Genomic DNA, 26,295 nt, shown 5'->3' on the forward strand with positions numbered 1-26,295 from the left:
CGGGTGTTATCTTCTGCCACTCAGAGGCACGTGACCTGCACGTTCAGTGACGACCAAAGATCAACTTTTGATCAACTTCGCGGCGCGGGACACGGCCGCCCGAGCAGGTCGGGGATCAGCGGCGGCAGCAGTCCCGGCCACGGGTCGCACGGCTCCGAGGTCGGTGGCGGCGTGGTCGACGACGGGGGTGGCGGCGTCTCGGACGGGTCCGGCAGCGTCGGCACCGTGATCGACGGCGAGGTCACCGTCGGCTCGGTCGGCTTCGTGGGGACCGTGGGTTCCGTCGGCTTGGTCGGCGAGGGCTCGGTCGGCCGCGTCGGCTCGGTCGGTTTCGTGGGCTGCGTTGTCGTGGTGGTCGTCGGAGGAGGCGTCGTCGTCGTGGACGTCGGCGGGTTCGGCGGTTCCTCGCCCGGCGGGTCCGGCCAGGCCTTGACCGGCACGGTCACGGACTTCGTCACGTTGCCCAGCGTGGCCGTGACGGTGATGTTCCCGCCGCGATGCCCGAACGCCCAGAGGGACATCCGGTACCGGCCGCCCTTGTCGAGGTCGGTGACACATCGGAGCGTCGTCTTGCCGGCCGAAGTGCACTCGCGGTACGGCGTGTAGAGCACGAGGTTCTCCGACGTCGACACGTCCAGCTTCAACGTGCCGGCGCGCGGACCCGTGTTGCGGACCTCGACGTCCGCGCGCGGGTCCCAGAACACCTCGTCCTGCCACGTCTTCACGGAGAGTTCGAGGTCGTCGTTCACCGGCGGCACGTTGACCGCGACGTTGACGTTGACGGAGATCGCCGCACCCGCGCTGATGACGCCGGTGATGGTGCCGGGCACGGCGCTGTCGGTCGCGCGCAGCAGGAAGTGGAACGTCGCCTGCCCGCCGGGCGCGATGCCCTGCGGCGTCACGCACGTGATCGTGCCGGTGCCCGCGGGGCAGTTCACGCTCTGGTCGGCCGCGCCGTCCGGCTGCAGCAGGCGCGCGGCGCCGAACGACGCGGGCCCGCCGGTCGAGACGACGCCCGGCGGCAGGTTCAGCACCATGCTCGCGGGCGGTGCCGCGGTGCCGCCGGTGTTCAGGATGGAGATCGGGAAGTCCTTGGGCTCCTCGCCGGGCGTCAGCGTGTACCCGCTCGGCGTGGTCGGCGTGAGCGACGGCGGCGTGGGAGCGGGTGGTTCGGGGGCCGGGGGCTCGGGAGCCGGTGCCGGCGGCGCGGGCGGAGGCACCGGGGGCGGCGGCTCCGTCGTGGGCTGCGGCGGCTGGGGCGTGGGAGCGGGCGGAACGGGGGCCGGCGGCACCGGCCGCGGCGGCTGGACCTGAGTCTGCGAGGGCGGCGGCTCGACGGCCTGGACCACGGGCGCCTGCTGTTCTCCGCCGGCCGCGGCCAGCGCGATCGCCACAGCGGCGGCCACGGCGGCAGCGGATCCACCGACCGTGACGAGCTGGCGGGGGATCGCGGCACCCACGGCGCCCGCACCACCCGCGGCCGCTCCGGCGCCGACGACGGCCGTCGTGGTGCCGGCGGCGATCAGGTACGTCGTGGCGCCGATGCCCAGCACCAGCGGGGCGACGAAGATCCGCAGCGCGCCGTTGACGTCCGCGAGTTCGGCGGCCAGCGCGCGGCACCGGCCGCACTCGTCGAGGTGCGCCTCGACCTGGGTCGCCTCGCGCTTGGACAGGCCCGCGCGGGTCCAGGCGCCGAGCCGGTCGACGGTCGCGCGGCAGCGCTCCGCCTCCGTGTCGGTCAGGTGCATCTGCAGGTACTGCTGCTTGAGGCCCTCACGGGCGCGGTAGGCGAGCGCGGACACGCCGTTGGCCGACAGCCCGAGCAGCGGGGCGACCTCGGCGGGCGACTGGCCCTCGATCTCGGTGTGCCACAGCACCATCTGCCAGCGTTCGGGCAGTGCGGCGAACGCGCGGGCGGCCATCGACTTCTCGAGCCCGGCCACCGCGGTGTCGCTGAACTGCACCGCCGGCGCGACGTCGGTCATGTCCTCGGTGAGGTCGATCTTCTTGTCGCGGCGCGTCTTGTCGTACGCGGTGTGCCGCAGCGCCGTGAGCAGGTACGCGCGGAACGCCGAGTCGGGTCCGCGCCCGGCACGGAGCGTGTCCAGCACCTTCGCGAACGCCTCGGAGACGAGGTCGTCGGCCTCCGCCTGGGAGCGGGCCAACTGGCGGGCGAGGTTGTAGGCCGCCGAGACGTGGCGTTCGTACAACTGGCCGTAGGCGTCGATGGTCCCGCCACGCACTGAGTCGATCAGTTCGGCGTCGCTGGGTCCCTGGACGTCTGCAGGAACGATTGCCACAGTCTTCGTTTCCCTCCCTCGCGGCGCTCAGTGTGACTTACGGCGCCTGACAGAGTCATCTCAATCCCCCGCGCGGGTTGCGTCACGAACGAGCGACGGCTGCGTCTCCCACCTGGAATCGGGTGAGCTGAAGGGAGACCGGGTGGGTGTCGCACAAGCGGAACGCCTGCTGAAGTCGAGGTGGCGGACCGCCACCATGGCCGCAGGCTGGGCGTTCCCCGCAGACTGGCCGCTCGCCGAGGTCGACGACGTGTGCGCGGCGATGCTGGAGAACACCGACCCCGGCGACGCGCTGGTCCGGCTGGGCCGGGCTCGTGCCGAGGCGGGAGCGGGCCTGAGCGAGACGCTGCTGGACCTGGCCGCGTTGCACGCCGTGCTGACCGCCGTGTCGCACGTCGTGTCACCGGACGTCGACTCGCTCCCCGCACGGATGTTGCGCATGACAGCGCTGGGATGGGCGGACGTGGTGACGAAGCAGGCCGGCGAGTGCGCGGCCGAGGACCCTCTGACCGGGCTGGCGACCGCCGCGTACCTGCGCACGAGGCTCGGCGAGGTGTACCGGGAGACGCCCGTCGCCTCGCTCGACTACGCGCTGGTCATGCTGCGCCTAGACGTGCACCGGGCCTCTGGCTGGTCCCGTGTGGTCGCGATGACGCTCGCGTCCGACGCGTTGCGCACCGTTTTCGACGGTGGCGAGACGTTGGCGACCCTCGGGCCGTGCGTGGCCGCGGTGCTCGTTCGCCGTGACGAACTGCTGGCGCGAAGAGTGTCGAACCTCAGAGTCCTGGCGGCCGACCGGCTCGCCGACGACCCGCACGTCCGGCCGGTCGGACCAGCCAAGGTCTGGGTCGAGCAACTGCCGGACACGCACGCCGAGGCGCGTGCGCTCCTCACCTCGCTTGGGCGCTGACCCCCCTGTCCCGCGCCCACGGCCTCCCCGTGTCCCCACCGGGGGTGGCTTCCCAACGCTCCGAGAAGTGTTCTATTGTGCTAGTTCACTAGAACAATCTGGGAGCGTGCGTGGTCGAGTTCCACGTTGACCGCGGCAGTGGTCTTCCCGCCTACCTGCAACTGGGCAGGCAGGTCAGGGAGGCCCTGAGGCTCGGCTGGTTGCAGCCGGGTGATCGGCTGCCGACGGTTCGCGACGTCGTCGCCACGAGCGGCGTGAACGCGAACACCGTGCTCAAGGCCTACCGCGAGCTCGAACTCGCCGGCCTCGTCGAAGCCCGTCAGGGCTCCGGCACCTTCGTGACAGGGTCCCTGGGGTCCGCCGCCCCCGAGGACCTGGACCCGTTGCGCGCCAAGCTCGCCGCATGGGTCGCGGAGGCACGCTCCGCCGGGTTGGAGGACGAGGACATCGACGCGCTGGTGCGCGAAGTGCTGAGTGGGGGAGCGCAATGAGCGTCGTTGCGGCCGAAGTGTCGAAATGGGCTTTACGGGACGTCTCGTTCGAACTACCGCCGGGCAGCGTCACGGCGATGGTGGGAGCCAACGGCTCCGGCAAGACGACGCTGCTCAACGTGCTGGCCGGGCACCTGATGCCGGAATCGGGCCACACGTCGATCGCGGGCCGGGTGGCGTACGTGCCCCAGCACAAGCCCATGTACAAGTCGTTCAGGGTCGCGGACGTGCTGGAGTTCGGCCGGCGCATGAACACCGTCTGGGACCACGACCGGGCCGAGCAGTGGCTCAACCGGTTCCGGATCCCGCGCAAGCTCCAGATCGAGGACCTGTCCGGTGGTGAGCGCACGCACGTGGTGCTCGCGCTGGCGCTGGGGTCCCGCCCGGACGTCCTGATGCTGGACGAGCCGCTGGCCGAACTGGATCCGCTGGCGCGCCGGAAGGTCATGCGGGAGTTGCTGACCGAGGTCAACGACAAGGGCATGACGCTGATCTTCTCCACGCACGCCGTGGGGGAGATCGCGGGTGTGGCCGACCGGTTGCTGGTGCTGTCGCGCGGCCGGCTGCTGGTGGACGGCGATGCCGACGAACTGCTGGAAGAGCACGTCCTCTACACCGGTCCGCACGCCTCGAAGTCGCCCGTGGAGGGGCACGTGGTGCTGGCGAAGCACGGCAGGGCGCAGTCGTCGTTCCTGGTGAGATCGGGCGGCCAGCGGATCGACGAACCCTGGACAGCCCGGTACGTGACGCTGGAGGAGCTGGTCGTGGCGCACCTGGAGCGTGACCTGTGAACCTGAAATCACTCATCTGGCTGACCTGGCGCCAGCACCGCTGGGCCATCGCCGGCGTCGGGACCGTCGCGCTGATCGCCATCTGGAACCTGTGGTCGATCGAGGCGCTCAAGTTCGCCGAGTCCTCGATGCCACTCGGCGGCTTCTACGCCTTGATCGTGCAGACCGCGTTCGGTGCGTTGGTCGGCGCGTTCTGGGGTGCTCCGCTGATCGCCCGCGAACTGGAGGAACGCACCTACTTCGTGGCGTGGGGTCAGGACGTCACGCCCGTGCAGTGGTTGCGCGGCAAGCTGATCGTGCTCGGTGGCCTGGCCGTGCTGCTGGCGGCGCTCATCGGTAACGGCGACGGCTACTTCGGTTCCGTGCGGACGTGGAACAGTTTCGAAGCCAACTCGCTCGTGCAGATCGGTTACGCCGCGCTCGGGCTCGCGATCGGCGTGCTCATCGGTCTGTTGAGCAGGAACGTCGTGACGGCTATCGCGGTGACGACCGTGCTCTTCGTGGTCGTGCGCATCATTCTGGCCGTGTGGGTGCGTTCCTTCTACTGGCCACCGGCACGCGTGATCGCCCGTTGGGAGGACACGCCGGTAGTGCCCGAACGAGGCTTGGAGCTCGGCCACGGCTACGCCGGGTCCGACCTGCAACCGGTGCCCGCCCGGGACGACTGCATGACGCCCGTCAACGAGACCAGCTGCATGCGCCGTACGAACGCCGCCATCGGCACGTACGTCGATTACCAGCCGATCGAGCGCCTGGTGTGGTTCCAGATCGCCGAGTTCCTGGTGTGCGCGCTGATCACGGCGGGCTTGCTGGCCGTGCTCTTCCGGCTGATGCGCAACGGCGGTGGGTGGAAGCCCTCCCGTGCACACCGCCGCCTCGGTCCGCCGGTGCCCGAGCCCACGCCGGACCTTCCGGCCCCGGAGACCACCGTGACGCCGGAGCCGGACGCTGACCAGGACCTGGACGCTGACCCGGACGCTGACCCGGACCCGGACGCCGATCCGGACGCCGAGACCGGCGAGGCCTCGGATCCCGCACCCGAACGCGTTTCCGAACCCGCGCCGGGCGACCAGGCCACGTCCGGGACCGCCACCGTCAAGACCGAGGGATAGCGCGAAAGAAGCGCAGGTAGAATGCCTGAACCGTGGACTCTCGTACCCGTCTCCCCGTCGTCGGAATGATCGGCGGCGGGCAGCTCGCCCGCATGACGCACCAGGCCGCGATCCCGCTGGGACAGTCGCTGCGCGTGCTCGCAGTCTCCGAGAACGACCCCGCCGCCCTCGTCGCGCGGGACGTGGTGCTCGGCACGCACACCGACCTCGACGCGTTGCACGCGTTCGCGAAGGGCTGCGAGGTCGTCACGTTCGACCACGAGCACGTGCCGCAGGAGCACCTGCGCGCGCTCGTCGCCGAGGGCGTGAAGGTGCACCCCGGTCCGGACGCGCTGCAGTACGCGCAGGACAAGCTCAAGATGCGGGTGCGGCTGGCCGAGCTGGGGCTGCCGGTGCCGCCGTTCGCCGAGGTGCACGAGGTTCGCGACGTGCAGAGGTTCGGCGCGGCCCACGGCTGGCCGTGCGTGCTGAAGGCGATCCGCGGCGGCTACGACGGGCGCGGCGTGTGGATGCTGAACACCCCGCAGAGCGCCGAGCGCGTCGTTCCCGAGCTGCTGGAGGCCGGGACGCCGCTGATGGTCGAGCAGTGCGTGCCGATGCGCCGCGAACTGGCGGCCGTCGTGGCGCGCTCGCCGTTCGGGCAGGGCGCGGCGTGGCCGGTCGTCGAGACCGTGCAGTCCGACGGCATCTGCGTCGAGGTCCTCGCGCCTGCCCCCGCCCTGGACGGCGCCGAGGCCCAGGAGCTGGCGCTGAAGGTCGCCGACGCGCTGGGCGTCGTGGGCGTGCTGGCCGTCGAGCTGTTCGAGACCGCGGACGGTGTGGTCGTGAACGAGCTCGCGATGCGCCCGCACAACTCAGGTCACTGGTCGATCGAGGGCGCACGCACGTCGCAGTTCGAACAGCACCTGCGCGCCGTCCTGGACTACCCGCTGGGCCGCACCGACCTGATGGCGCCGGCCGTCGTGATGGCGAACGTCCTCGGGGCTTCCGATGTCCCTGCGATGGGCCCGGACGAGCGCGTGCACCACCTGTTCGCCCGGTTCCCGGACGCGCACGTGCACCTGTACGGCAAGGAGGAACGGCCGGGCCGCAAGGTCGGGCACGTGACGTTCCTCGGCAACGACATGACCGAGGTCCGCCACCGCGCGCAGCTTGCCGCTCAGTGGCTGTCCACGGGCATTTGGTCAGACGGATACGACATTCACGGCGAGAAGCGGAGTGCGGAGTGACTCAGGTTGGCGTGATCATGGGCAGCGACTCGGACTGGCCGGTGATGAAGGCGGCCACCGAGGCGCTCGCCGAGTTCGACGTGCCGTTCGAGGTGAGCGTCGTCTCCGCCCACCGCACCCCGCAGCGCATGCTCGACTACGCCGGTTCGGCCGCCTCACGTGGTCTGCGCGTGATCATCGCGGGTGCCGGCGGCGCCGCCCACCTGCCCGGCATGGTCGCCTCCGCCACGGTGCTCCCGGTCATCGGTGTGCCCGTCCCGCTGAAGTACCTCGACGGCATGGACTCGCTGCTCTCGATCGTGCAGATGCCCGCGGGCGTCCCGGTCGCCACCGTCTCAGTCGGTGGTGCGCGCAACGCGGGCCTGCTGGCCGTCCGCGTGCTGGCCGCCTCGGACGTCGCACTGCAGGAACGCATGGCCCGCTTCCAGGCAGAACTCGAGCAGCTCGTACTAGACAAGGACGCGGCGCTGCAGAAGTCCCTCTGAGTGCTCAACAGCACAGCGGCGCCCGACGTGAACGGGCGCTAACATCGTGCACGAGTACTCGCTACTGGGAGGTAACAAGGTGAACCCGAGCTTCGGCACCTATCAGCTCGCCGAGGAGCACGAGGCGCTGCGAGAGGCCGTCCGCTCGCTCGCCGAGAAGGAGATCAAGCCGTACGCGGCCGAGGTCGACGAGAACGAGCGCTTCCCGGTAGAGGCCCACAACGCCCTGGTCAAGGCAGGCTTCGCGGCCGTCCACGTGCCGGAGACCTACGACGGCCAGGGCGCGGACTCCGTCGCCACCTGCATCGTCATCGAGGAAGTGGCCCGCGTCTGCGCGTCGTCCTCGCTGATCCCGGCGGTGAACAAGCTCGGCACCATGCCGATCCTCCTCTCGGCGTCCGAGGAACTGAAGCAGCTCGTCATGCCGTCCATCGCCTCAGGCGAGGCCATGGCTTCCTACGCGCTGTCCGAGCGCGAGGCAGGCTCCGACACGGCGTCGATGCGGACCAGGGCTCTGCTCGACGGCGACCACTGGGTGCTCAACGGCACCAAGTGCTGGATCACCAACGCCGGCGAGTCCACCTGGTACACCGTCATGGCCGTGACGGACCCCAACGCCGCGAAGAAGTCCGCCGGCATCTCGGCGTTCGTCGTGCACAAGGACGACGAGGGCTTCTCGGTGGGCCCGAAGGAGCGCAAGCTCGGCATCAAGGGCTCGCCGACCCGCGAGATCTACTTCGAGAACTGCACCATCCCCGCGAACCGAATCATCGGCGAGCCGGGCACGGGCCTCAAGACGGCTTTGAAGACGTTGGACCACACTCGCCCGACGATCGGCGCGCAGGCCGTGGGCATCGCGCAGGGCGCACTTGAGGCCGCGGTCGCGTACGTCAAGGACCGCAAGCAGTTCGGAAAGTCCATTTCGGACTTCCAGGGCGTCCAGTTCATGCTCGCCGACATGGCGATGAAGATCGAGGCGGCCCGCCACATGGTCTACGTCGCCGCCGCCAAGGCAGAACGCGGCGAGCCGAACATCGGCTTCATCACCGCAGCGGCCAAGTGCTTCGCCTCCGACGTGGCCATGGAGGTCACCACGGACGCCGTGCAGCTCTTCGGCGGCGCCGGCTACACGCGCGACTTCCCGGTCGAGCGGATGATGCGGGACGCGAAGATCACGCAGATCTACGAGGGCACGAACCAGGTCCAGCGCGTCGTGATGTCGCGCGCCGTGCTGAACGGCTAGGTCAGCGACTCTGCGATCGGCCTGGAGGCTCGTCCTCCAGGCCGATCAGCGTTCGTGGGGTGAGCAGGAGCTGGAGACGAAGTCGCGCGGCACTTTCCGGGCTGTAGACCACGATGGTCGCGTCCAGCCGTCCGAGCTTCTCCTCGATCAACGCCTGCACGTCATCCCACGGGAGCCCGCCCAGCCCGGCTCCGAGTGGCGGCACCGCCACGGACCGGATTCCGATTTCGCCGATCACGCGAGCCAGATCGTCCAGCCCGTCGGCCACGTCGGACAGCTTCGACCGCGACCGGAAGTGCCCCTTGGTCGGGAAGCTGATGAAGTGCCGGTCCAGCGAAACCACGTGCACGCGCCCCAGTCGCACGTCCTCGGCGGCACAGGCCGCCGCGTACGCCGAGAAGTAGGCGGGGTGGCGCTGCTTGAACTGCAGCGCCAGCCCCTTGCCCATCACACCGACGCAGTTCACCGCGTTCACCAGTGCCTCGACGTCGGCGTCCGGCAGGTCGCCCGAACCTCGCACGATCACAGCAATCCCCCCGGAAGTGGTGTCCTGAAACGCATGGTGCCGGACACCACCGATAAGATCGCTGACTCAGGCGGCCACGCAGGTGCCGATCGCCTCGCCCACCGCCCCCTTCGCGCCGAGCACGCAGGGCGACTCCGGCGTGAGTGACTTGTCGGCGAGTTGCTGCGCGAACGCGATGGCGACGTTCATCATCCGAGTCGGACTCCCGCTGTCCACGGCCGCCTTCACCGCCGCGGAACGCGCCTCCTCGGTCGTGCACGACAGATCGGTGCCGAACTTGTCGACGCGCGGCAGCCACAGGGCCTTCGAGCCGGACGCGCACGGCACAACGTCCCAGCGTGAGCCCGGAGCGGCGTGGGCGAGCGGAGCGGACAGCACGGCGAAGCCGAGCACGATGGTCAGAGCCACGAGGAAACGTCCCATGTGCCCGAACGTAACCACGACCAAGGGCCCCGACCGGGGGAACCGTTGTCACCAAAGGTGATTACGGTCCGCCAACCTCAAGCCGGGCAAAGGGTTGCCGGCAGAACGACCACTGTGGACGATTCCCGCCGCCTCGACCTCACGTGGCCCTGCTGGGAACCCGAACATGCTCATGATCGAGCTCTCGTCGAGCATCGGGAACGTGCGGACGCGTCCCTGTTCCAGGTCAGCCGGGGCTCGTGGCAGCCCTCCGCGTGACCGGTCACGCGGAGCATCGCCCAGATCGCTGCCCGCACTACTCCGCAGAACAGGTCACAGCGTGGCCAGGACCTCGCCCAGCCGCTCGTAGCTGCGGCCAGCGCCGTCTGCCATGCCGGTCGCCAGCACCGCGTCCCGGGCCTCCTGCGACACCAGTCGCATCGTGGTGGTCATCGTCGTCTGACCGTCCACCTCCACGAACTCCACCGTCGAGACGGCCGGAGGGTTGTCCTCGAAGATCTCCGTGTTGACGATCCGCGAATGAGGCGTGACCTCGGTGTACTCGCCGTGCATCTCGAACGCCCCGGAGCCGTCCGGCTGCGCCCAGCCGTAGCGCCACTGACCGCCCACGCGCAGGTCGACCTCGCAGATCGGCATGTCCCAGCCGTCGGGGCCGAGCAACCAGCGCCGCAGCAGTTCGGGGGTCGTGAAAGCCTTCCACACCAACGAAGCGGGCGCGTCGAACGAACGCGACATCGCGATCTCGGTGTCGGACGGGAGGGTGACGGTCGTGCCGAACTTCACGGTGGTCATTTCTCGTTCTCCTTCATCTCGGTCAAGAGTGCGTCCAGGCGCGAGTAGCTCGCATCCCAGAAGCGGCGGTAGTTGTCAGCCCACACGGTGACCTCCCGAAGAGGTGTCGCGTCGAGTTGGCAGGGACGCCACTGGGCTTCCCTGCCGCGGGTGATCAGGCCTGCCTTCTCCAGCACTCGCAGGTGTTTGGAGATCGCCGGGCCGCTGATGTCGAACGGCTCGGAGAGCTCCTTCACCGTTGCCGGGCCCTCGGTGAGCCGCGCGAGGATCGCCCGGCGGGTCGGGTCCGCCAGTGCGGCGAAGGTAGCGCTCAGCTGGTCCATCTCGTACCTAACCACTTGGTTATCTAACCACTGGGTTAAGTACAGCGACGAGCGTGCGGTCTGTCAACCCCCAAGTTCAAGATCGACTGCCTGGATAGCGCTTTCCAATCCGGCACATCGGTCGAAGAAATGGCCCGGATGGACCTTTTTCTGGCAGGCATGGAATGGGGGCGGGGCTGAACAGAGCAACTTCAAAATATGGCTGGACACCAGGTCAGAGGCATCGCTACGTTCGAAAAGCCGCAAGTGAACCTCGTTTAGTGAGGTATTTCGAATGAGAGCGAAAAGAACTGTTTCATTAGCGTTCGGATTTTTGCTGGCTGCTTCCGTGCTCGTGCCGACCGCGCAGGCGGCACCGAACGGCAGCGCTGCCAGCCTGGCCAGAACCTCCGACAACAAGATCCAGTCGGCCGCCGCGGCCGAGGCGTACTGGACTCCGGAGCGCATGGCCACCGCGATCCCTGCTCAGGCTCCCGCCACGGTTCAGGCCGCTTCCCCACACCAGCCCTCGGGTCGTGCGGGCAGCATCGAAGGGGTCGCACCCTCGGTGAAGGTCAAGGCCGAGCAGGCGCAGGGCATCGGGACGATGCTCAACGAGTCGGCGACAGTCGGAAAGGTGTACTTCACCAACCCGGCCAACGGCCTGAACTACGTCTGCTCCGGCGCGACCGTGAGCAGTGCCAAGAGGAAGCTGGTCCAGACGGCGGGGCACTGCGTGCACGGCGGTGCCGGAGGCCAGTGGATGAGCAACTGGGTGTTCGTGCCTCGCTACCGCAACGGCGCGCGCCCCTTCGGCACGTGGAGTGCCTACCAGCTCACGGCTCGCACTGCCTGGATCAACTCCAGCAACAGTGACGAGGACATGGGCATCGTCATCATGCAGACCCTCGGCGGCAGCTCGATCGCGAACGTCGTGGGCGGCAACGGGTTGCGCTGGAACTGGGGCTACTCGGTGTCCGTCACGATCCTCGGCTACCCCGCGGGTGCGCCGTTCACCGGTGAGCTGCAGTACTTCTGCCAGGGCACGACCTGGAACGGCCACAGCCAGCAGGTGCGGGCCTGGTGCAACATGACCGGCGGATCGTCCGGCGGACCGTGGCTGCAGGAGTACAACGACCAGAACGGGCTGGGCTACATCAACAGTGTGGTCAGCCACCGGCACGCCGACGCGAGCCAGATGGATGGGCCGTACTTCGACAACGACATCAAGAGTCTCTACGACTTCGCTGAGTCGCTGTCCCCGTGACATCGAATCTTCCGTTGGCCGGGCGCGGGAATCCCGCTCCCGGCCTTCGGGCAACCACAGGGCCACGACGTTCCGTCCTACTCGCATGAGCACCCGAATCGCCCTCGCCGTCCTGATGCTGGCCGCCACCGCCTGCACGAGCCCCTCCGCGGGGCAGGGCGCGAACCTGCGGGGCAAGGTGTACGTCTCGTCCTCCGTCACCGAACAGGGCCAGCCGCGCGCCATGGTCGAGGGCACGCGGGTGGAACTGAGATTCACCGACGACGGCAGGGTGATAGCGAGTGCCGGCTGCAACCAGATGCAGAGCCCGGTGAAGCTCGACGACGGCAAGCTCTCCGTCTCCGACCTCGCCATGACCGCGATGGGCTGCCCCAAACCCGAGCTGCACCAACAGGACGAGTGGCTGTCGAACCTGCTCCGCGCGACACCGTCCTGGAAGCTCGACGGCACCAACCTGGTGCTCACCGGCTCGGACACGGAGATCGTGTTCGCGACGGAACAGCCCGCCACCCTGGAGGGCACCTGGACCGTCGACGGACTCGTCACGCGCGACGCCGTCTCGTCCGTGCCCGCGGGCGTGAAGGCCACGATCTCGTTCAAGAACGGCACCGTGGCCGTGGACACCGGCTGCAACTTCAACGGCAGCGAACTGCCGTACGAACTCGCCGGCCAGACGATCAAGGTCGAGCTCGGGCCCATCACCGACAAGGGATGCGGCGAGGTGAACGAGGTGGAGACGGCCGTCACGGAGGCGCTGGGCAAGGGAGAGGCCACCTACAAGATCAACCGCTCCTCGCTGATCCTGACCAACGCGGAGGGCACCGGCCTGACGCTCAAGAAGTAGCGGGACCAGCGAACCTAAGGACTCGCTGTTGGAATCCTGTCGAAATCATGAGGTCGTTCAAACCTGCACTAGTTTTGGTTCGAGGCAGAACGACCTACTGCTGAACGACAGGATCGGGGAGCAAGCAACATGGTCAAGGACATCGCCGCACTCATCGGGCGCATCGCCGTCGGCGTCGTGTTCGTCGCGCACGGCTGGCAGAAGTTCACCGAGTTCGGCATGGCGGGCACCGCTGGCTCGTTCGACAAGATGGGCGTGCCGCTGCCGACGCTGTCCGCGTGGTTCGCCGCGTCGGTCGAGCTCGCCGGTGGCCTCGCGCTGATCGCCGGTCTGGCGCTGCCGGTCGCCGGTGTGCTGCTCGCCATCAACATGATCGGCGCGTGGGTCCTCGTGCACCTGCCGAACGGCCTTCTCGGCGAGGGCGGCTCCGAGCTGGTCGTAGTGCTCGGCGCGGCCGCTCTGGCGCTCGGCTTCAACGGTGGCGCCTACGCGCTGGACCGCGTGCTGTTCAAGAACAACAAGGTGCTCAACCCAGCAGCTGCGTGACTTTCTCGCTCTCCCGGCGCGCGGCCAGCAGGCCCGCGTCGGGATTGCTCACCTGCACCAGCGAGCCGCCGGCCGCGAGCACGGCCAGAAATCCTTCCAGCACGGCGGAAGACGAGTTCCACTCCAGAGTGGACAGCACGCGTGGCTCGGAGCCGAGCTTCGCGCCGAGCTCCCGCGCCTGAGTGACCACCTCGTCCACAGTGGACTCGCCCAGTGCGAGCGTGGAACCCGCGATCGGCTCCCACGGCATGAAGTCGTCGCCGTGCACGCGCACGTCGTCGGCGTAGTCGACCGGGGCGCCGGAGCCCAACCCCATGGGGTGCAACGAGGCCACGGCCACGACGTCCGCGTCGGCAGTGCCACCGGGTGGCACCACGGCCACCTTCGCCTCGGTTCCGGCACCGACCACGCGGGCACCGCACCACCAGGCGCCGAGCAGCAGGCCCACGGTCTGCCAGTGCGCGGGCAGCAGCACCGCGACCGAGTCACCCGGTTCGACGTCGTGCTCGTCACGCAGCCAGTTCGCCGTCTTCGCGGCCCAGTTCTTCACGGTCGCGCGCGACAGTTCGATCCGCGTGTTCGCCGCGTCGTCGTAGTGCGTGATCAGCGGACGACCCGGATCGGCCTTCAGCAACGGCGCGAAGAGGATCTCGGTCACGCTCACGCGGTACTCCCTAGTCGACGCACGGCACATCCTGGCGTGCTGCGACAGCGTGCGCGCCGTCCAGCGAGAGCAGCTTTTCAGGGCCGAACCGCGCGGGCGTACTCGGGGTCGTCGACGAGGGCACGGGCTTCGGGGTCTCGCCGATCAGCTGCGCCACCCACGCCTTCACCGCTTCGCGGTCGACCGTCACGATGCTCTGCCCGCGCTCGTTGCGGCCGTCGATGCTCGTCACCGGGATCGTCGCGAACTCCACGTTGCCCGACGCGAGCCCCTGCGCCTGCGCCGCCAGCGTCGCGAGGTCGAGGTTCTCGTCCACGACAACGGACTTCGACACCGTGTCGAGCAGCCCGCTCATCTTCGCCGGATCGGTGAACGTGCCCGCGGACAGCAACTGCTTCATCGCCTGCGACATGAACACCTGCTGCCGCGCGATGCGACCCAGGTCACCGCCGGGCATGTTCCGCTGCCGCACGAACGACAACGCGTCACCGCCCGAGATCGTCTGCGGGCCCGCGCGGAAGTTCGCGCCGGAGTTCGGGTCCGACGTGCCGGCCTTCAGGCACACCTGCACGCCACCGATCACCTCGGTCAGCAGGTAGAAGCCGTAGAGGTTGATCTCCGCGTAGTGGTCGACGCGCATCCCCGTCAGGTCCTGCACCGCCTGCACCAGCGCCTTGCGCCCGGCCTCGTCCGACCTGCGCTCGCGCTCCTGCTGGTCGCTCACGCCCTCGGCCTGCAACCGTTCCGCGGTCAGGTACTTCACCGCGCCGTACGCGGAATTGATCTTGTCGTCGCGGTAGCCGGCGATCGGGACGTACGTGTCGCGTGGAATCGAGATGGCGCTCGCCTTGCCGCCGTTGCGGGGCACGCGCATCACGATGATCGTGTCCGTGTTCACCGTGTCCGTGCCCTCGGTGCGCAACTTGCGCAGCACGTCCGCGGGAAGTGGCCGCCCCTGCGCGTCCGTCCGGCTGTCGCTGCCCACCAGCAGGATGTCGATCGCGCCGTCCTCGACGGGCGGTGAGTTCGGGATGTCCTCCAGCACCTGGAGGATCTGCGTCGTGTTGGTGTTCTGCTTCACCAGTCGCAGCGCGGTCCAGAAGTAGCCGGAGAACGCCAGCGTCGCCACGGCGACAAGCGCGATCACCACACGGCCGATGACCCGTGCGGTCTTCTTCGCGCGTGCGGCAGTGCTCAACGGTTGGCCCTTCGTGTGCTGGTTCTGCGTGCTCAGCGTAACTATCGCAAGCCCGTTACGCCGGGGGTTTCAGTTCACGCAGACCAGTCCGCCCGCCGTGATCGGCGGGGTGCTGCTCGAGCTGGCGGCCGTCGACGTGCCGGGAACGCCCTGCGGGTCGATGTCCTCGGAGTCGTCGCCCTGCGCCTGGTAGTCGCTGCCGACGAAGACCTGGACCTGTCCCTTTCGGACGGTCGCGTCCTCTTCGACGCCGACGCCCGCGCCGAGTTCCGCCGCGACCTTGCGCGCGGAGCCCTCTTCACCGGTCGCGTACCGCACGACGGTGGTGTCGCTGTTCTGCGGCGCCGACGCCACGGGCCCGCGCTGGAAACCCTTGGCCGCCAACGTGTTCATCACCTGCGACGCGAGACCCTGGATGCCGGCGGCGTTGAAGACCTGCACGGTGATCGAGGAGTTCGGCGGCGCGGGGAGGCTGGTGGTCGTGGTCGGAGCCTTGCTCGTCGTGTCCTTCTCCGCGGCCAGGTCGGTGAGGAACTTGCGCACCTGCGCGGGGTTCACCGGCAGCACGTTGCCGTCGCTGTAGGTGTCCGTCGGGTCGCCCACCGGGATCGTCTTGAACTCGAAGTTGCCGCCCACGAGGCCCTGCATCTGCTCGGCGAACGTGGTGATGTCCCAGCCGGAACTGAGGATCACCGACTTCTGCACGGCCTCGACCAGCCCGTTGAGCTTGTCCGTGTCCGTCAGCGTGCCGGTCGACAGCACCTTCTTCGCGAGGGCGCCGATGAACACCTGCTGGCGCACGATCCGGTCGAGGTCGCCGCCGGGCAGGTTCTTGCGCTGCCGCACGAACGACAGCGCGGCCGCGCCCTCGATCGTCTGCTGGCCCGCCTGGAAGTTCGCGCCGGAGTCGCTGTCGGAGGTCGGTTCCTTCAGGCACACCTCGACGCCGCCGATGGCCTTGGTGACCTCGTAGAAGCTCGCCAGGTTGACCTCGGCGTAGCGGTCGATCCGCACCTGGTTGCCGGAGAGGCCCTCGATCGTCTTGATCAGCGTCTTGCGACCGGCGGCCATCGACTCGGTGCGGATCCGCGCCTCGTCCGTCACGCCCTGTGAGCGCAGCTGCTGGTCGACGGTGTTGCGCTGGCGCGCGAACGCCGAGTTGAGCTTGTGCTTGCCGAACCCGTCGGCCATCTCGACGTAGGAGTCGCGGGGGAACGAGATCGCGACCGCGCGGGTACCGTCGACCGGGATGTGCACGAGGATCATGGTGTCGGTGTTCTGCTCGCCGTCGGCGATGCCGCCGTTGAGCATGGCGAGCACCTCGTCCGACAGCGGGTTGCCCTGCGCGTCGGTGCGGCTGTCGATGCCGACCAGCAGGATGTCGACCGCGCCGTCGAGCGGCTTGGGCCCCTGCTTGGTGAGTTCCTCGGAGATGACCTCGGTCTTGACGATGCCCTCGTTCGCCGTGCGCAGCCTGTTCCAGCCGTACGACGTGATGAGGAGCACAGCGGCCGAGACGAGCGCGACGAAGATCTTCCCCGTCATCAGGAAAGCGCGAAAGGCCCCATGCGGCCGGGTGCTCACCACCCTGACCGGCAGAGTTCTGCCTTCCACAGCCGTTTCCTCCCCCACACCGCGAGCTTAGTTCTTTTATAAGTCAGACGGCGTGACGTTGCTGTGGGTTGCAGCGATTAGGTACGTGACAGACTGCGAGCGGGGAACACCACGGGAGGAAATGGCATGCGCGTACTGGTGACAGGTGGGGCCGGGTTCATCGGCTCGCACTACGTGCGGGAGTTGGTGAGCGGGTCCTACCCGGCGTTCGCCGGTGCCGAAGTGGTGGTGCTCGACAAGCTCACCTACGCGGGCAGCGAGACCAACCTCGCGCCGGTCGCGGGCAAGTTCGAGTTCGTCCAGGGGGACATCTGCGACGCGGACGTGGTCGCCGAGCAGATGCGCGGCATCGACGTCGTCGTGCACTTCGCGGCCGAATCGCACGTGGACCGGTCGATCACCGGATCCGCGGACTTCGTGCTCACGAACGTCCTGGGCACGCAGACGCTGCTGCAGGGCGCCCTGAACGCGGGCGTGGGCCGGTTCGTGCACGTCTCGACGGACGAGGTCTACGGCTCGATCGAGGACGGCTCCTGGACCGAGACGCACATCCTCGAACCGAACTCCCCTTACTCGGCCTCCAAGGCCTCTTCCGACCTGTTGGCGCGCGCGTTCCACCGCACTCACGGACTGCCCGTGAGCATCACTCGGTGTTCGAACAATTACGGGCCGTATCAGTTCCCCGAAAAGGTGATTCCGCTCTTCGTCACCAATTTGATCGACGGCAAGAAGGTGCCTCTCTACGGCGACGGCCTGAACGTGCGCGACTGGCTGCACGTGGCCGACCACTGCCGCGGTATCCAGCTCGTCGCCGAGGCCGGCCGGCCGGGTGAGATCTACAACATCGGCGGCGGCACCGAGCTCACCAACCGCGAGCTGACCGAGAAGCTGCTGGAGGCGACGGGCCGCGACTGGACGGCCGTCGAGCCCGTGCAGGACCGCAAGGGCCACGACCGCCGCTACTCGGTCGACATCTCCAAGATCGCCTCCGAACTGGGCTACGCGCCGCAGGTCGACTTCACCGTCGGTCTCTCCGACACGGTCGAGTGGTACCGCGAGAACCGCGCCTGGTGGGAGCCGCTCAAGGAGCGCGCGGCGCTGGCGAAGGGCTGAGAAGTTGATCCTCGTTCCCGGTGGTCGTGGCCAGCTCGGCCACGACCTCGCCGCCCTGTCCTCCGACGTCCGCGCGGTGTCCTCTGCTGAACTGGACGTGACGAAGGTCGTGGCCGCGGACCTGGCCGGCGCCTCCGCGGTGATCAACTGCGCCGCGTACACCGCCGTCGACGCCGCCGAGACCGACGAGGACCGCGCGTTCGCGGTCAACGCCGTCGGCCCTGGTCTGCTGGCGCAGGAGTGCGCTTCCGCCGGCATTCCGATGATCCACGTCTCGACGGACTACGTGTTCGCCGGCGACGGCACGCGGCCCTACGAGACTTCTGACCCGGTCGGTCCGAAGTCCGCGTACGGCCGCACGAAGCTCGAAGGCGAACGCCGTGTGCTGGACGCGGGCGGCTATGTCGTGCGCACCGCGTGGGTCTACGGCGTGCAAGGCTCGAACTTCGTGAAGACCATGGCAGCGCTGGAATCCTCGCGGCCTTCGCTGTCCGTTGTGGACGATCAGGCCGGTTCGCCGACGTGGTCGCACGACCTCGCCGCCGGACTTCTCGAGCTGGCCTCGGTTCTGCCGGAGACGCGCCTGTTGCACGCGACCGGAGGTGGCGAAACCACCTGGTTCCGTTTCGCACAGGCCATTTTCGAGGAGCTCGGCGCCGATCCCGCACGCGTCCAGCCCTGCACCACGGCGGACTTCCCGCGCCCGGCACCGCGACCCGCCTACTCGGTGCTGTCGGGTGCCGCGTGGGCAGCGGCGGGACTACGCCCGTTGCCGCACTGGCGAAGCGCCCTTTCGGAGGCAGTCCGCGCCGGGGTGGTAGCTCCCCGTACCGGTGCTGCGCCATTGGGGTGACCGGTCTGGCACGGTAGTCCCAAGTGCGGGAGCCTGTTCGGCATGTTCGATTCCGGGCGCACACCTCAGCGTCCCGTGACAGCGGATTCCGATCGGCAACGCTTCCTGAAATGCGTTGCGGTTGTCACGGGCTCGCGGCAGGTGTCGATGAGCCAGCTCGACAAGCGTTCGCCGAGGCCGCACTCTCGGTGAAGTCGTTGGGGCGTCTGCAAGTACCACCGACCGCGAGCCGGTAGTGCTTGCAGACGCACTTCAGGCCCTGCTCCGCCGGTATGCCTCGACCGTCTTCTCCGCACACCGCCGCCAGGTGAACCCGGACGCGTGCGCACGCCGTTCGGACTGCGCCTCGGGAGTGGTCGGCGCCGCGACGGCCTGAGCCAGCCCGTGGGCCAGTGCCTCGACGTCGCCGACCGGCACGTGCAGTGCGTGCCCACCGGCGACCTCGCGCAACGCGGGCACGTCCGAACACACGACAGGAACGTTGCAGGCCAATGCTTCCAGCACGGGCAGCCCGAAACCCTCGTCCCGCGACGGCAGCACCAGCGCCGTCGCTCCGGCCACCACCGAACGCAGATGCACGTCGGACAGGTACCCGGTCCGCAGCACCCGGCCGTCCACACCGGACCGGCCGGGCCCGACGATCACGAGCGGCGGCAGCGACGGATCGGACGCGTGCGCCTTGATCAGGTACTCGAGGCCCTTGCGCGGCCCGGCCGCACCCACGAACAGCAGGTACTCCGAGCCCAGGCCGAGCCGTCCGCGCAACGTCGGCGACGGCGGCCGCGAGGCGAACCAGGCGGGGTCGACGCCCAGCGGCGTCACCACGATCTTCTCCAGCGGCACCGAGAACCGGTCCGCGACGACCGAGGCGACGGCCGCGGTCGGCGTGCAGATCACGTCCGCGCGCTGAGCCGACAGCCGGACGAGTTCGGGCAACCGGCGGTCGGACGGCGGGAGGTCGCCGGGCGCGTCCAGGAACGCCAGGTCGTGGATCGTGACGACCTTGCCGGCCCGGATCGTCGGCGGCAGCACGAAGTTCGTGGCGTGCATGACGTCGGTGAACCCGGCCAGCATCTCGACCGGCGGGAACGGGCCGCGCAGCCACAGTTCGCGCAGCGCCCGTGCCGAGACGGGCAGGCCGCGCGCGGTCACGTCGTGCGGGAGAACGGTGCGCAACGCACGCCAGCCGCGCAGCGTGAACGCCACGGCCCGTACGTCGACGTCGTCCGTCATCGACGCCAGTTCTTCGGCCAGCGCCGAGGTGTAGCGGCCGATTCCGGTGCGATGTCCTAGCAGAGGGGTGCCGTCGAGCAGCACCTTGAGGGGTTTCGGGGATCTCGCCATTTACCTGCCACCACGCGCGATTTTCCGCAGACGCCCCGTCGCCCGCTTGGCCAACTCGGTCGGGCCACCCGCGTCCAGGTACTCGCGCACCAGTTGCAGGTCCCGCTTCACCTTGTCCGCCTTGCTGAGCCCCGGTGTGCGCACCATGGGGGCCGAGCCGGGCAGACGGTCCGCGGCGGGCCTGGGGTTGCGGCAGAACTCGGCCAGCGGCGCGAGTGCCGTCTCCCAGGTGAACCGTTCGCGGACGACGGCGATGCGCTCACGGCACGCGGCCGCGAACTCCTCGTCGTAGAGCACCTTCTCCAGCGCGTCGGCCAGTGCCTCCGGGTTCTCCGGCGGTACGACGACGCCCAAACTTTCGCGCTCCACCAGGTCCGCGAACGAGTCGCCGGACGTGGTGACGATCGGCAAGCCCGCCCACAGGTAGTCGAGCACCCGAGTGCGGAACGCGAACGTGGTCTCCACGTGCTCGTAGTGCGTGGTGACACCGCAGTTCGCGTCGAGCAGCCAGTTCTGCCGGTCGTTGTACGGCACCCAGCCGTCGTTGAAGAACACGGTCTCGCCGGTCAGCCCCAACTGTGCGGACAGCGCCCGCGTCTGGCCGGCGATGTCCATGTCCGGGACCTCGGGGTTCGGGTGCTTCATGCCGAGGAAGTACAGCTTCGCGGACGGCTGCCGCCTGCGCAGGTGGTCCATCGCCTCGATCAGCGACAGCGGGTCGAACCAGCTGTAGACGCCGCCGGCCCAGATCACGACCTTGTCCGCGTCCGTGACGCCCGGCACGACGCCCTTGATCGCCGGGCCGGTGCGCTGCGGCGGCTTGCCCGACAGTCCGAAGGGGACGATCCCGAGCAGTGACGCCGTCGTGGGGTCGTTGTCGTACAACGTCGGCGTCAACCGGCCCAGCGCGGCCAGGTGGCCGAGCCAGAAGTGCCGCTGCCGTTCCGACGCGCACAGGAAGAAGTCACCGCGTTCGAGCTGCGTGTTCAGCACCTTGGTGACGGCGGCGAGGTCGAGGGCGCGCTTGTCGTCCGCCTTGTCCTTGCCCTGTTCCAGCAGTTCCAGGTGCATCGGGTCGTACATGTCGCAGACCACGATCTTGGTCGACGACTCCTTCTTCAGCTCGCCGACCATCTCCAGCGCGTGGCCCTGCAGCACGACCACGTCCGCCCACGCGACGTGCGGCGGCAGTTCCTTCGGCCGGGCGCGTTCGACGCCGAACGGGGCGTCGGGCGGCGCGCACAGCGGGTTCGTGGTGACCAGCCGCACCTGGTGCTCGCCGGACAGCACGTCGGCCATGTGCCAGGCGCGGATCGCGGGGCCGGCCATCCGGTCCGAGATCGCGTCACCGGTGATCACCAGGATCTTGCGGGGCCGGCCGAACACGTCGTCGATGCCCAGGACGTCCACGAGGATGTCGTGGGCGGCGAGGTAGCGCGGCAGGGGATAGGCCGGTTCGAGAGCCTTGCGCATCAACGGAACGAGGTCGGTGTCCGACATCCGGCGCGCGGCCTGCTCGATCTTGCGCGACTTGGCCAGCGACGGCATCAGCTCGACGAACTGGTCGATCGCGAGGAACCCCGCGAGCGACTGGCGGGACATCCCGACCGGCTCGCGGTCCTGCGCGGGGTCGGCGGGACGGCGGGTGATCTCCAGCTGCGTGGGGTCGATCTCACCGCGGGCCGTCGCCCGGCGCACGCACAGCGCGAGCGCGGCCGGCAGCACCTTCGCCAGCGTCTCGTCGGAGAAGTTCTTGTACAGCGACATGAGCGCGTTGCGTTCCAGCAGGTACAGCTCGCGGCTCTCGTGGATCGAGCTCATCGACGCGTGGTGGCGGTGGAACGTGAGCGACGCCGGTTCGTAGCGGACCCGCCAGCCGCGCAGGTTCAGCCGCCAGCCGAGGTCGACGTCCTCGTAGAACATGAAGAACCGCTCGTCGAACCCGCCGAGCTTCTTGTAGAGGTCGGCGCGCACGAACATCGCGGACCCGGTGCCGAACAGCACGTCCTTCGGGCCGTCGTGGCTGCCGTCGTCGTCCTGACCGGCGTGCCGCTTGTAGCCCATGCCGAACCAGGTCAGCCCGCCGTCGACGAAGTCGATCTTCTCGCCGTCCCAGTCGAGGACCTTGCTCGCGACCGCGCCGACCGCCGGTTCGGAGTGGAACACCCGGATTGCGGCCTTGATCCAGTTCCGGTCCGCGCGGGCGTCGTTGTTGAGGAACGCGAGCACCCCGCCCGTGGCGTGCTCGACGCCGAGGTTGCAGCCGCCCGCGAAGCCGAGGTTCTTCTCCGAGGTGACGATCTCGGCGCCCGGCAGTTCCGCCTTCAGCCGTGCGGTGTCGTGCGCCTCGTTGTCGACGACGATCACCTGGAGCAGCTCGGCCGGGTAGTCCACCTCGGCCAGCCCGCGCACGCAGGTCACGGTGTCTTCCGCGCCGCGATAGTTGACGACCACGACGGACACGACGGGCAGCGAGACTCGATCCACGCGCTAAGCCTGCCTCATCACTCTGCGCGCCCGCAGTGTGGTTGCACAGATCAGGAGCAACAAGACAGCAAGAGGAACCCCGAAGACCCACTCGGTGGACCAGTCGTTGCGCTCGGCGAGCAACGGCCGCATCAGCGGATGCCGCAGAACCGTGGCCGGACCCGGCTGCATCTTCTTGTCCTGCTCGCCCCGCACGACTATCCGCAGCTCGGCGCCGTCCGGGCAGGTGACGCGGTGCGCGTGCGCCGGGTTGTCCGGCCCCGGCACGGCCTCGACGCTGGTGATCACGCACGTCTGGGGCGTGGCGAGCACGTCCATCAACGCGCGGTGACCGTCGCCGACCAGCACCGCTGTGCCTGGGATCACGACCATGAACGCGGGCAGCACGAGCCACGCCGGCCCGAGCTTGCCGACGCCCCACGCGAACGCGATCGACAGCAGGCAGCACGGCATCAGCACCGCGAGCTCGTACTGCTCGGGCACGACGGCGCCCAGCACGACCGCGACGACGACCGCGGCGAGCCCGATCACGATGAGTGGCGCCGGCCGCCTCACGACTGCTTCCAGAGGTTCATCGTCACGGGGGACGCCTGTGGGCGGCAGGAGGTTCCATCGCCGCGGGACATCAGCGGCCGGCCCAGTCCCGCCAGACGCTCGTGCGCGGGACCTCGGTCTTGACTCTGAGGCGCTGGACGAGCGTGGTGGGGAGCCTGAGCAGCACCTCGGCCAGGACCTGAGCGCGGAGCCCGAGCCGGAAGTTGGCCGCGTCCGGCACGTTCTTGCGGAACGGCAGCATCGCGGTGATCGCGACGAACCGGGCGAGCTGGGTGAGTGCGACCGAGGCGGGCGCGCACCGCAGCAGCATCAGCAGGCGGTTGCGCTCGTTCCAGCGGTGGAAGAGCGTCGAGCCGGGACGGGTGCTGGCGCCGTGCTTGTGCCTGACCCGCGCCGGTCCCACCGAGATCACCCGGTGCCCGGCCAGCCGCAGCCGCCAGGCCGTGTCGGTGTCCTCGTAGTAGCAGAAGAAGCTCGCCGGGACGCCGCCCACCGCCCTGAGCTCGTCGGTCCTGAGCAGCGCCGCGCCACCGCAGAACCCGAACACCTCGCGTCCGGCGAGCACGACGTCCCTGCCGTGGCCGTCCGCGGTCAGCGCCACGCCGACGGACTGCGTCGAGCCGTCCGTGAGCAAGATCGACGAGGTGGCGGCTGCTGCTCCGGGCTCACCGTTGAGAGCGCTCTCCAGCTCGGCCAGCCACGACGGGTCCGGCGCCGCGTCGTCGTTGAGCCACGCGACGAACTGGGTGTCGACCATGTCCAGAACGGCGGCGAGACCGCCCGCGTAACCGCGGTTGCGCGGCAGCCGCACGACCTCATGTCCGCTGATCAGCTCGGCAGTGCCGTCGTCGGACGCGTTGTCCACGATGATCGTCCTATGTGGACTCTTCTGGGCCGCGAGGGCGTCCAGGCACGCCGTGATGTGGTCACGGCCTCGCCACGTCACGACCACCACGGTGCTGACTGCCGACACGGCGTGAGACGGTACGCGACGTGCCCGAGCTAGTAGTGCTGACCGAGCAACTCAACGCCCCGGTCCCCGGCGGAACCGGCCGCTACACGGCGGAGCTGCTCAAGGCGTTGGGGGAGAGCGTTCCTGACGGCTGGTCCGTGGTGACCGCGGCGACGTCCCGCGCCGACCGCGTGATCAGGGTGCCGCGCCGGGCGCTGGTGGCGTTGTGGGAGCGCGGTCTTCCGCCGAAGCTCGGCCCGCACGTGCACGCCCCGACGCCACTCGCCCCGCTGCCGGGCGCCGTCGTCACCGTGCACGACGTGGTGCCGTGGACGCATCCGGAGACGCTGACGCCGCGCGGGGTCGCCTGGCACCGCAAGGTGATCGCGCGGGCGGCACGCGAGGCGCGCGCTCTGGTCGTGCCGACGCACGCTGTTGCGTCTCAGTTGGCGGCGTGCGTGCGCGTCGAGGTTCCTGTGCACGTGGTGCCCAACGGCGTGACGCGACTGGTCGCCCCACCGGCCGATGACCTGCCCTCGTCGTACGTGCTCGCCATCGGCACCGTGGAGCCGCGCAAGGGCTTCGGGCTGTTGGTGCGGGCGACGGAACGGTTGCGGGTGCCGTTGGTCGTGATCGGCCAGCAGGGCTGGGGCGGCGTCGACCTGAGCGCGCCGCACGTGACGTTGCTGGGCAAGGTCTCCGACCAGCGGCTCGCCTCGGTGCTGGCCGGCGCCACGGTGCTCGCCGCGCCCAGCCTGGCCGAGGGTTTCGGCCTGCCGGTGCTGGAGGCGATGGCCGCCGGCGTGCCCGTCGTGCACTCCGACGACCCGGCGTTGGTGGAGGTCGCGGGAGGCGCCGGAACCCTCGTGCGGCGCGGCGATCTGGCCTCGTTGACGGAAGGACTGCGGGCCGTCCTGGCTGATCCTCGTCACACCGTCGAGGCCGGAATCACTCGCGCGAGTGAGTTCACCTGGGAAAAGACGGCGGAGGGTGTCTGGGACACACACGCTTAACGACCGGATTAGTGCATTCCCGTTAAACGCATAAGCAAATGACATTACGCTAGCTGATCGTGCCCACCGTCGAACCCAGCGTGTTGATCGACGCCACCGCGATCCCCGCAGACCGGGGCGGCGTCGGCCGTTACGTGGATTCGCTCGTCGCGGCGCTGGACGCGGACGGGGCCAGACTCTCCGTCGTGTGCCAGCCACGCGACGAGGACCTGTTCACCAAGATCGCGCCGAACGCCAGGGTCATCAGGGCCGCTGACGCCGTCGCCACCAGGACGGCCCGCCTGGCCTGGGAACAGACGACACTGCCGCGCCTGATCAGGACCCTGGGCGTCGACGTGGTGCACTCACCGCACTACACACTCCCGTTGGCAGGCAAGGCCGCCTCGGTCGTGACGCTGCACGACGCCACGTTCTTCACCGACCCGGTGCTGCACTCGTCCGTGAAGGCCCGCTTCTTCCGCACCTGGACCCGAGCGTCCCTAAGACGCGCGGACCTGTGCGTGGTCCCGTCCCAGGCCACGGCTGACGAACTGGTCCGCGTGGCCGGAGCCGACCGCCGAGTCCTGCACATCGCCCAGCACGGCGTCGACACCGAACGCTTCCACCCGCCGTCACCGGACGAGGTCCTGGCGGTGCGCAAGGCCCTGTCGTTGGGGGACACGCCGTACGTGGCGTTCCTGGGCGCCCTGGAGCCCCGCAAGAACGTCCCGGCACTGATCCGCGGCTTCGCCCAGGCGATGGTGGGCCGAGCCGATCCGCCCGCTCTGGTGCTGGCCGGCCAGCCCGGCTGGGACAGCCAGGTGGAGCGCGCCCTGGACTCCGTCCCGCACCGCATCCGCGTGATCCGCGCCGGCTACCTGCCGTTCGAGCAGCTCGCCGGCTTCCTGGGCGGTGCCGAGTTGGTGGCTTACCCGTCCTTGGGCGAGGGCTTCGGCCTGCCGGTGCTGGAGGCCATGGCTTGTGGCGCGTGCGTTCTGACGACGCGTCGGCTGTCGCTGCCCGAGGTGGGCGGCGAGGCCGTTGCCTATTGCGGTGTCGGCGCCGGGGACATCGCCGCTGCCGTCGCCGACCTGCTGGACGACCCGGCCCGCCGGGCCTCGCTCGCGGCTTCCGGACAGCAGCGGGCCAAGGACTTCTCGTGGGCGGTGAGCGCCGATCGTCATCGGCTGGCCTACGAGCGCGCGGCGTTGGTGCGACGCCGGCGCTGACGGCTCCGGTGTGCCGGCTCCGGTGTGGCGGCT

Annotated in this window: 26 protein-coding genes; 14 read left to right on the plus strand and 12 right to left on the minus strand. The window is 69.2% G+C overall.

Annotated elements, in window-relative coordinates:
• Nucleotides 1-71: 71 nt before the first annotated feature.
• Nucleotides 72-2,300, minus strand: coding sequence for a sigma-70 family RNA polymerase sigma factor (locus tag SK854_RS12030; RefSeq protein WP_319975140.1), 2,229 nt, complete (start codon nucleotides 2,298-2,300; stop codon nucleotides 72-74).
• A 142-nt stretch (nucleotides 2,301-2,442) separates the two neighbouring features.
• Here SK854_RS12030 and SK854_RS12035 point away from each other — a divergent pair, with 142 nt between their 5' ends.
• The 7 genes from SK854_RS12035 to SK854_RS12065 all read left to right on the plus strand — a co-directional run bounded on the left by SK854_RS12035 (nucleotide 2,443) and on the right by SK854_RS12065 (nucleotide 8,561).
• Complete coding sequence (locus SK854_RS12035) at nucleotides 2,443-3,210, plus strand: GGDEF domain-containing protein (protein WP_319975141.1); 768 nt, start codon at nucleotides 2,443-2,445, stop codon at nucleotides 3,208-3,210.
• A gap of 110 nt (nucleotides 3,211-3,320) precedes the next feature.
• The gene (locus tag SK854_RS12040) at nucleotides 3,321-3,701 is read left to right on the plus strand and encodes a GntR family transcriptional regulator (RefSeq protein ID WP_319975142.1); all 381 of its coding nucleotides are present in this window, start codon (nucleotides 3,321-3,323) and stop codon (nucleotides 3,699-3,701) included.
• Nucleotides 3,698-4,492: an ABC transporter ATP-binding protein gene (locus SK854_RS12045; protein WP_319975143.1), complete on the plus strand. Its 795-nt coding sequence runs from the start codon at nucleotides 3,698-3,700 to the stop codon at nucleotides 4,490-4,492. The genes SK854_RS12040 and SK854_RS12045 overlap by 4 nt, the downstream gene beginning before the upstream one ends.
• Nucleotides 4,489-5,604 (plus strand): ABC-2 transporter permease, encoded by a 1,116-nt coding sequence (locus SK854_RS12050; protein WP_319975144.1) that lies wholly within the window; start codon nucleotides 4,489-4,491, stop codon nucleotides 5,602-5,604. Before SK854_RS12045 ends, SK854_RS12050 begins: the two co-directional genes overlap by 4 nt.
• Before the next feature lie 32 nt (nucleotides 5,605-5,636).
• Nucleotides 5,637-6,833: a 5-(carboxyamino)imidazole ribonucleotide synthase gene (locus SK854_RS12055; RefSeq protein ID WP_319975145.1), complete on the plus strand. Its 1,197-nt coding sequence runs from the start codon at nucleotides 5,637-5,639 to the stop codon at nucleotides 6,831-6,833.
• Nucleotides 6,830-7,318, plus strand: coding sequence for a 5-(carboxyamino)imidazole ribonucleotide mutase (gene purE / locus SK854_RS12060; RefSeq protein WP_319975146.1), 489 nt, complete (start codon nucleotides 6,830-6,832; stop codon nucleotides 7,316-7,318). The genes SK854_RS12055 and purE overlap by 4 nt, the downstream gene beginning before the upstream one ends.
• 79 nt (nucleotides 7,319-7,397) lie before the next feature.
• Nucleotides 7,398-8,561: an acyl-CoA dehydrogenase gene (locus SK854_RS12065; protein ID WP_319975147.1), complete on the plus strand. Its 1,164-nt coding sequence runs from the start codon at nucleotides 7,398-7,400 to the stop codon at nucleotides 8,559-8,561.
• Nucleotide 8,562: 1 nt separating this feature from the next.
• On the opposite strand, the gene SK854_RS12070 is transcribed toward SK854_RS12065, so the two are convergent.
• The 4 genes from SK854_RS12070 to SK854_RS12085 form a co-directional block, all read right to left on the minus strand.
• The gene (locus tag SK854_RS12070) at nucleotides 8,563-9,087 is read right to left on the minus strand and encodes a macro domain-containing protein (RefSeq protein ID WP_319975148.1); all 525 of its coding nucleotides are present in this window, start codon (nucleotides 9,085-9,087) and stop codon (nucleotides 8,563-8,565) included.
• Nucleotides 9,088-9,153: 66 nt separating this feature from the next.
• A complete protein-coding gene (locus SK854_RS12075) occupies nucleotides 9,154-9,510 on the minus strand; it encodes a hypothetical protein (RefSeq protein ID WP_319975149.1) in 357 nt (118 codons plus the stop codon).
• A 312-nt stretch (nucleotides 9,511-9,822) separates the two neighbouring features.
• A complete protein-coding gene (locus SK854_RS12080) occupies nucleotides 9,823-10,302 on the minus strand; it encodes an SRPBCC family protein (protein WP_319975150.1) in 480 nt (159 codons plus the stop codon).
• Nucleotides 10,299-10,625 (minus strand): ArsR/SmtB family transcription factor, encoded by a 327-nt coding sequence (locus SK854_RS12085; RefSeq protein ID WP_319975196.1) that lies wholly within the window; start codon nucleotides 10,623-10,625, stop codon nucleotides 10,299-10,301. Before SK854_RS12085 ends, SK854_RS12080 begins: the two co-directional genes overlap by 4 nt.
• 313 nt (nucleotides 10,626-10,938) lie before the next feature.
• Between SK854_RS12085 and SK854_RS12090 the strand changes: the two genes are divergently transcribed.
• The 3 genes from SK854_RS12090 (at nucleotide 10,939) to SK854_RS12100 (ending at nucleotide 13,261) form a co-directional block, all read left to right on the plus strand.
• Nucleotides 10,939-11,871: a trypsin-like serine peptidase gene (locus SK854_RS12090; protein ID WP_319975151.1), complete on the plus strand. Its 933-nt coding sequence runs from the start codon at nucleotides 10,939-10,941 to the stop codon at nucleotides 11,869-11,871.
• Nucleotides 11,872-11,956: 85 nt separating this feature from the next.
• On the plus strand, nucleotides 11,957-12,715 hold the full coding sequence (locus tag SK854_RS12095) for an META domain-containing protein (RefSeq protein ID WP_319975152.1): 759 nt from the start codon (nucleotides 11,957-11,959) through the stop codon (nucleotides 12,713-12,715).
• Nucleotides 12,716-12,844: 129 nt separating this feature from the next.
• Nucleotides 12,845-13,261, plus strand: coding sequence for a DoxX family protein (locus tag SK854_RS12100; protein WP_319975153.1), 417 nt, complete (start codon nucleotides 12,845-12,847; stop codon nucleotides 13,259-13,261).
• Here the strand turns inward: SK854_RS12100 and SK854_RS12105 are convergent.
• The 3 genes from SK854_RS12105 to SK854_RS12115 form a co-directional block, all read right to left on the minus strand.
• Entirely contained in the window at nucleotides 13,242-13,925 is a 684-nt protein-coding gene (locus SK854_RS12105) for a TIGR03089 family protein (RefSeq protein WP_319975154.1), read from the minus strand. The genes SK854_RS12100 and SK854_RS12105 overlap by 20 nt on opposite strands.
• A gap of 10 nt (nucleotides 13,926-13,935) precedes the next feature.
• Nucleotides 13,936-15,123, minus strand: coding sequence for an LCP family protein (locus tag SK854_RS12110; protein WP_319975155.1), 1,188 nt, complete (start codon nucleotides 15,121-15,123; stop codon nucleotides 13,936-13,938).
• 69 nt (nucleotides 15,124-15,192) lie between these two features.
• Nucleotides 15,193-16,668 carry an LCP family protein gene (locus SK854_RS12115; protein WP_319975156.1) on the minus strand — a complete coding sequence of 492 codons (1,476 nt, stop codon included), beginning with the start codon at nucleotides 16,666-16,668 and terminating at the stop codon, nucleotides 15,193-15,195.
• Nucleotides 16,669-16,863: 195 nt separating this feature from the next.
• Here SK854_RS12115 and rfbB point away from each other — a divergent pair, with 195 nt between their 5' ends.
• Together rfbB and rfbD are read left to right on the plus strand one after the other, a co-directional pair.
• Nucleotides 16,864-17,850 carry a dTDP-glucose 4,6-dehydratase gene (gene rfbB / locus SK854_RS12120; protein WP_319975157.1) on the plus strand — a complete coding sequence of 329 codons (987 nt, stop codon included), beginning with the start codon at nucleotides 16,864-16,866 and terminating at the stop codon, nucleotides 17,848-17,850.
• Nucleotides 17,851-17,854: 4 nt separating this feature from the next.
• The gene (gene rfbD, locus SK854_RS12125; protein ID WP_319975158.1) at nucleotides 17,855-18,703 is read left to right on the plus strand and encodes a dTDP-4-dehydrorhamnose reductase; all 849 of its coding nucleotides are present in this window, start codon (nucleotides 17,855-17,857) and stop codon (nucleotides 18,701-18,703) included.
• A gap of 252 nt (nucleotides 18,704-18,955) precedes the next feature.
• On the opposite strand, the gene SK854_RS12130 is transcribed toward rfbD, so the two are convergent.
• The 4 genes from SK854_RS12130 to SK854_RS12145 all read right to left on the minus strand — a co-directional run bounded on the left by SK854_RS12130 (nucleotide 18,956) and on the right by SK854_RS12145 (nucleotide 24,062).
• Complete coding sequence (locus SK854_RS12130; protein ID WP_319975159.1) at nucleotides 18,956-20,047, minus strand: glycosyltransferase family 4 protein; 1,092 nt, start codon at nucleotides 20,045-20,047, stop codon at nucleotides 18,956-18,958.
• Complete coding sequence (locus SK854_RS12135) at nucleotides 20,048-22,534, minus strand: glycosyltransferase (RefSeq protein ID WP_319975160.1); 2,487 nt, start codon at nucleotides 22,532-22,534, stop codon at nucleotides 20,048-20,050.
• 3 nt (nucleotides 22,535-22,537) lie between these two features.
• Nucleotides 22,538-23,089, minus strand: a complete 552-nt coding sequence (locus SK854_RS12140) for a hypothetical protein (protein WP_319975161.1) — start codon at nucleotides 23,087-23,089, stop codon at nucleotides 22,538-22,540.
• Between the two features lie 70 nt (nucleotides 23,090-23,159).
• Nucleotides 23,160-24,062, minus strand: a complete 903-nt coding sequence (locus tag SK854_RS12145; protein WP_319975162.1) for a glycosyltransferase family 2 protein — start codon at nucleotides 24,060-24,062, stop codon at nucleotides 23,160-23,162.
• 20 nt (nucleotides 24,063-24,082) lie between these two features.
• Here SK854_RS12145 and SK854_RS12150 point away from each other — a divergent pair, with 20 nt between their 5' ends.
• Complete coding sequence (locus tag SK854_RS12150; RefSeq protein WP_319975163.1) at nucleotides 24,083-25,054, plus strand: glycosyltransferase family 4 protein; 972 nt, start codon at nucleotides 24,083-24,085, stop codon at nucleotides 25,052-25,054.
• A gap of 80 nt (nucleotides 25,055-25,134) precedes the next feature.
• A complete protein-coding gene (locus SK854_RS12155; RefSeq protein ID WP_319975197.1) occupies nucleotides 25,135-26,262 on the plus strand; it encodes a glycosyltransferase family 4 protein in 1,128 nt (375 codons plus the stop codon).
• The last annotated feature ends 33 nt before the right edge of the window (nucleotides 26,263-26,295 follow it).

It is taken from the genome of Lentzea sokolovensis (assembly GCF_033949975.1).
Lineage (GTDB): Bacteria > Actinomycetota > Actinomycetes > Mycobacteriales > Pseudonocardiaceae > Lentzea > Lentzea sokolovensis.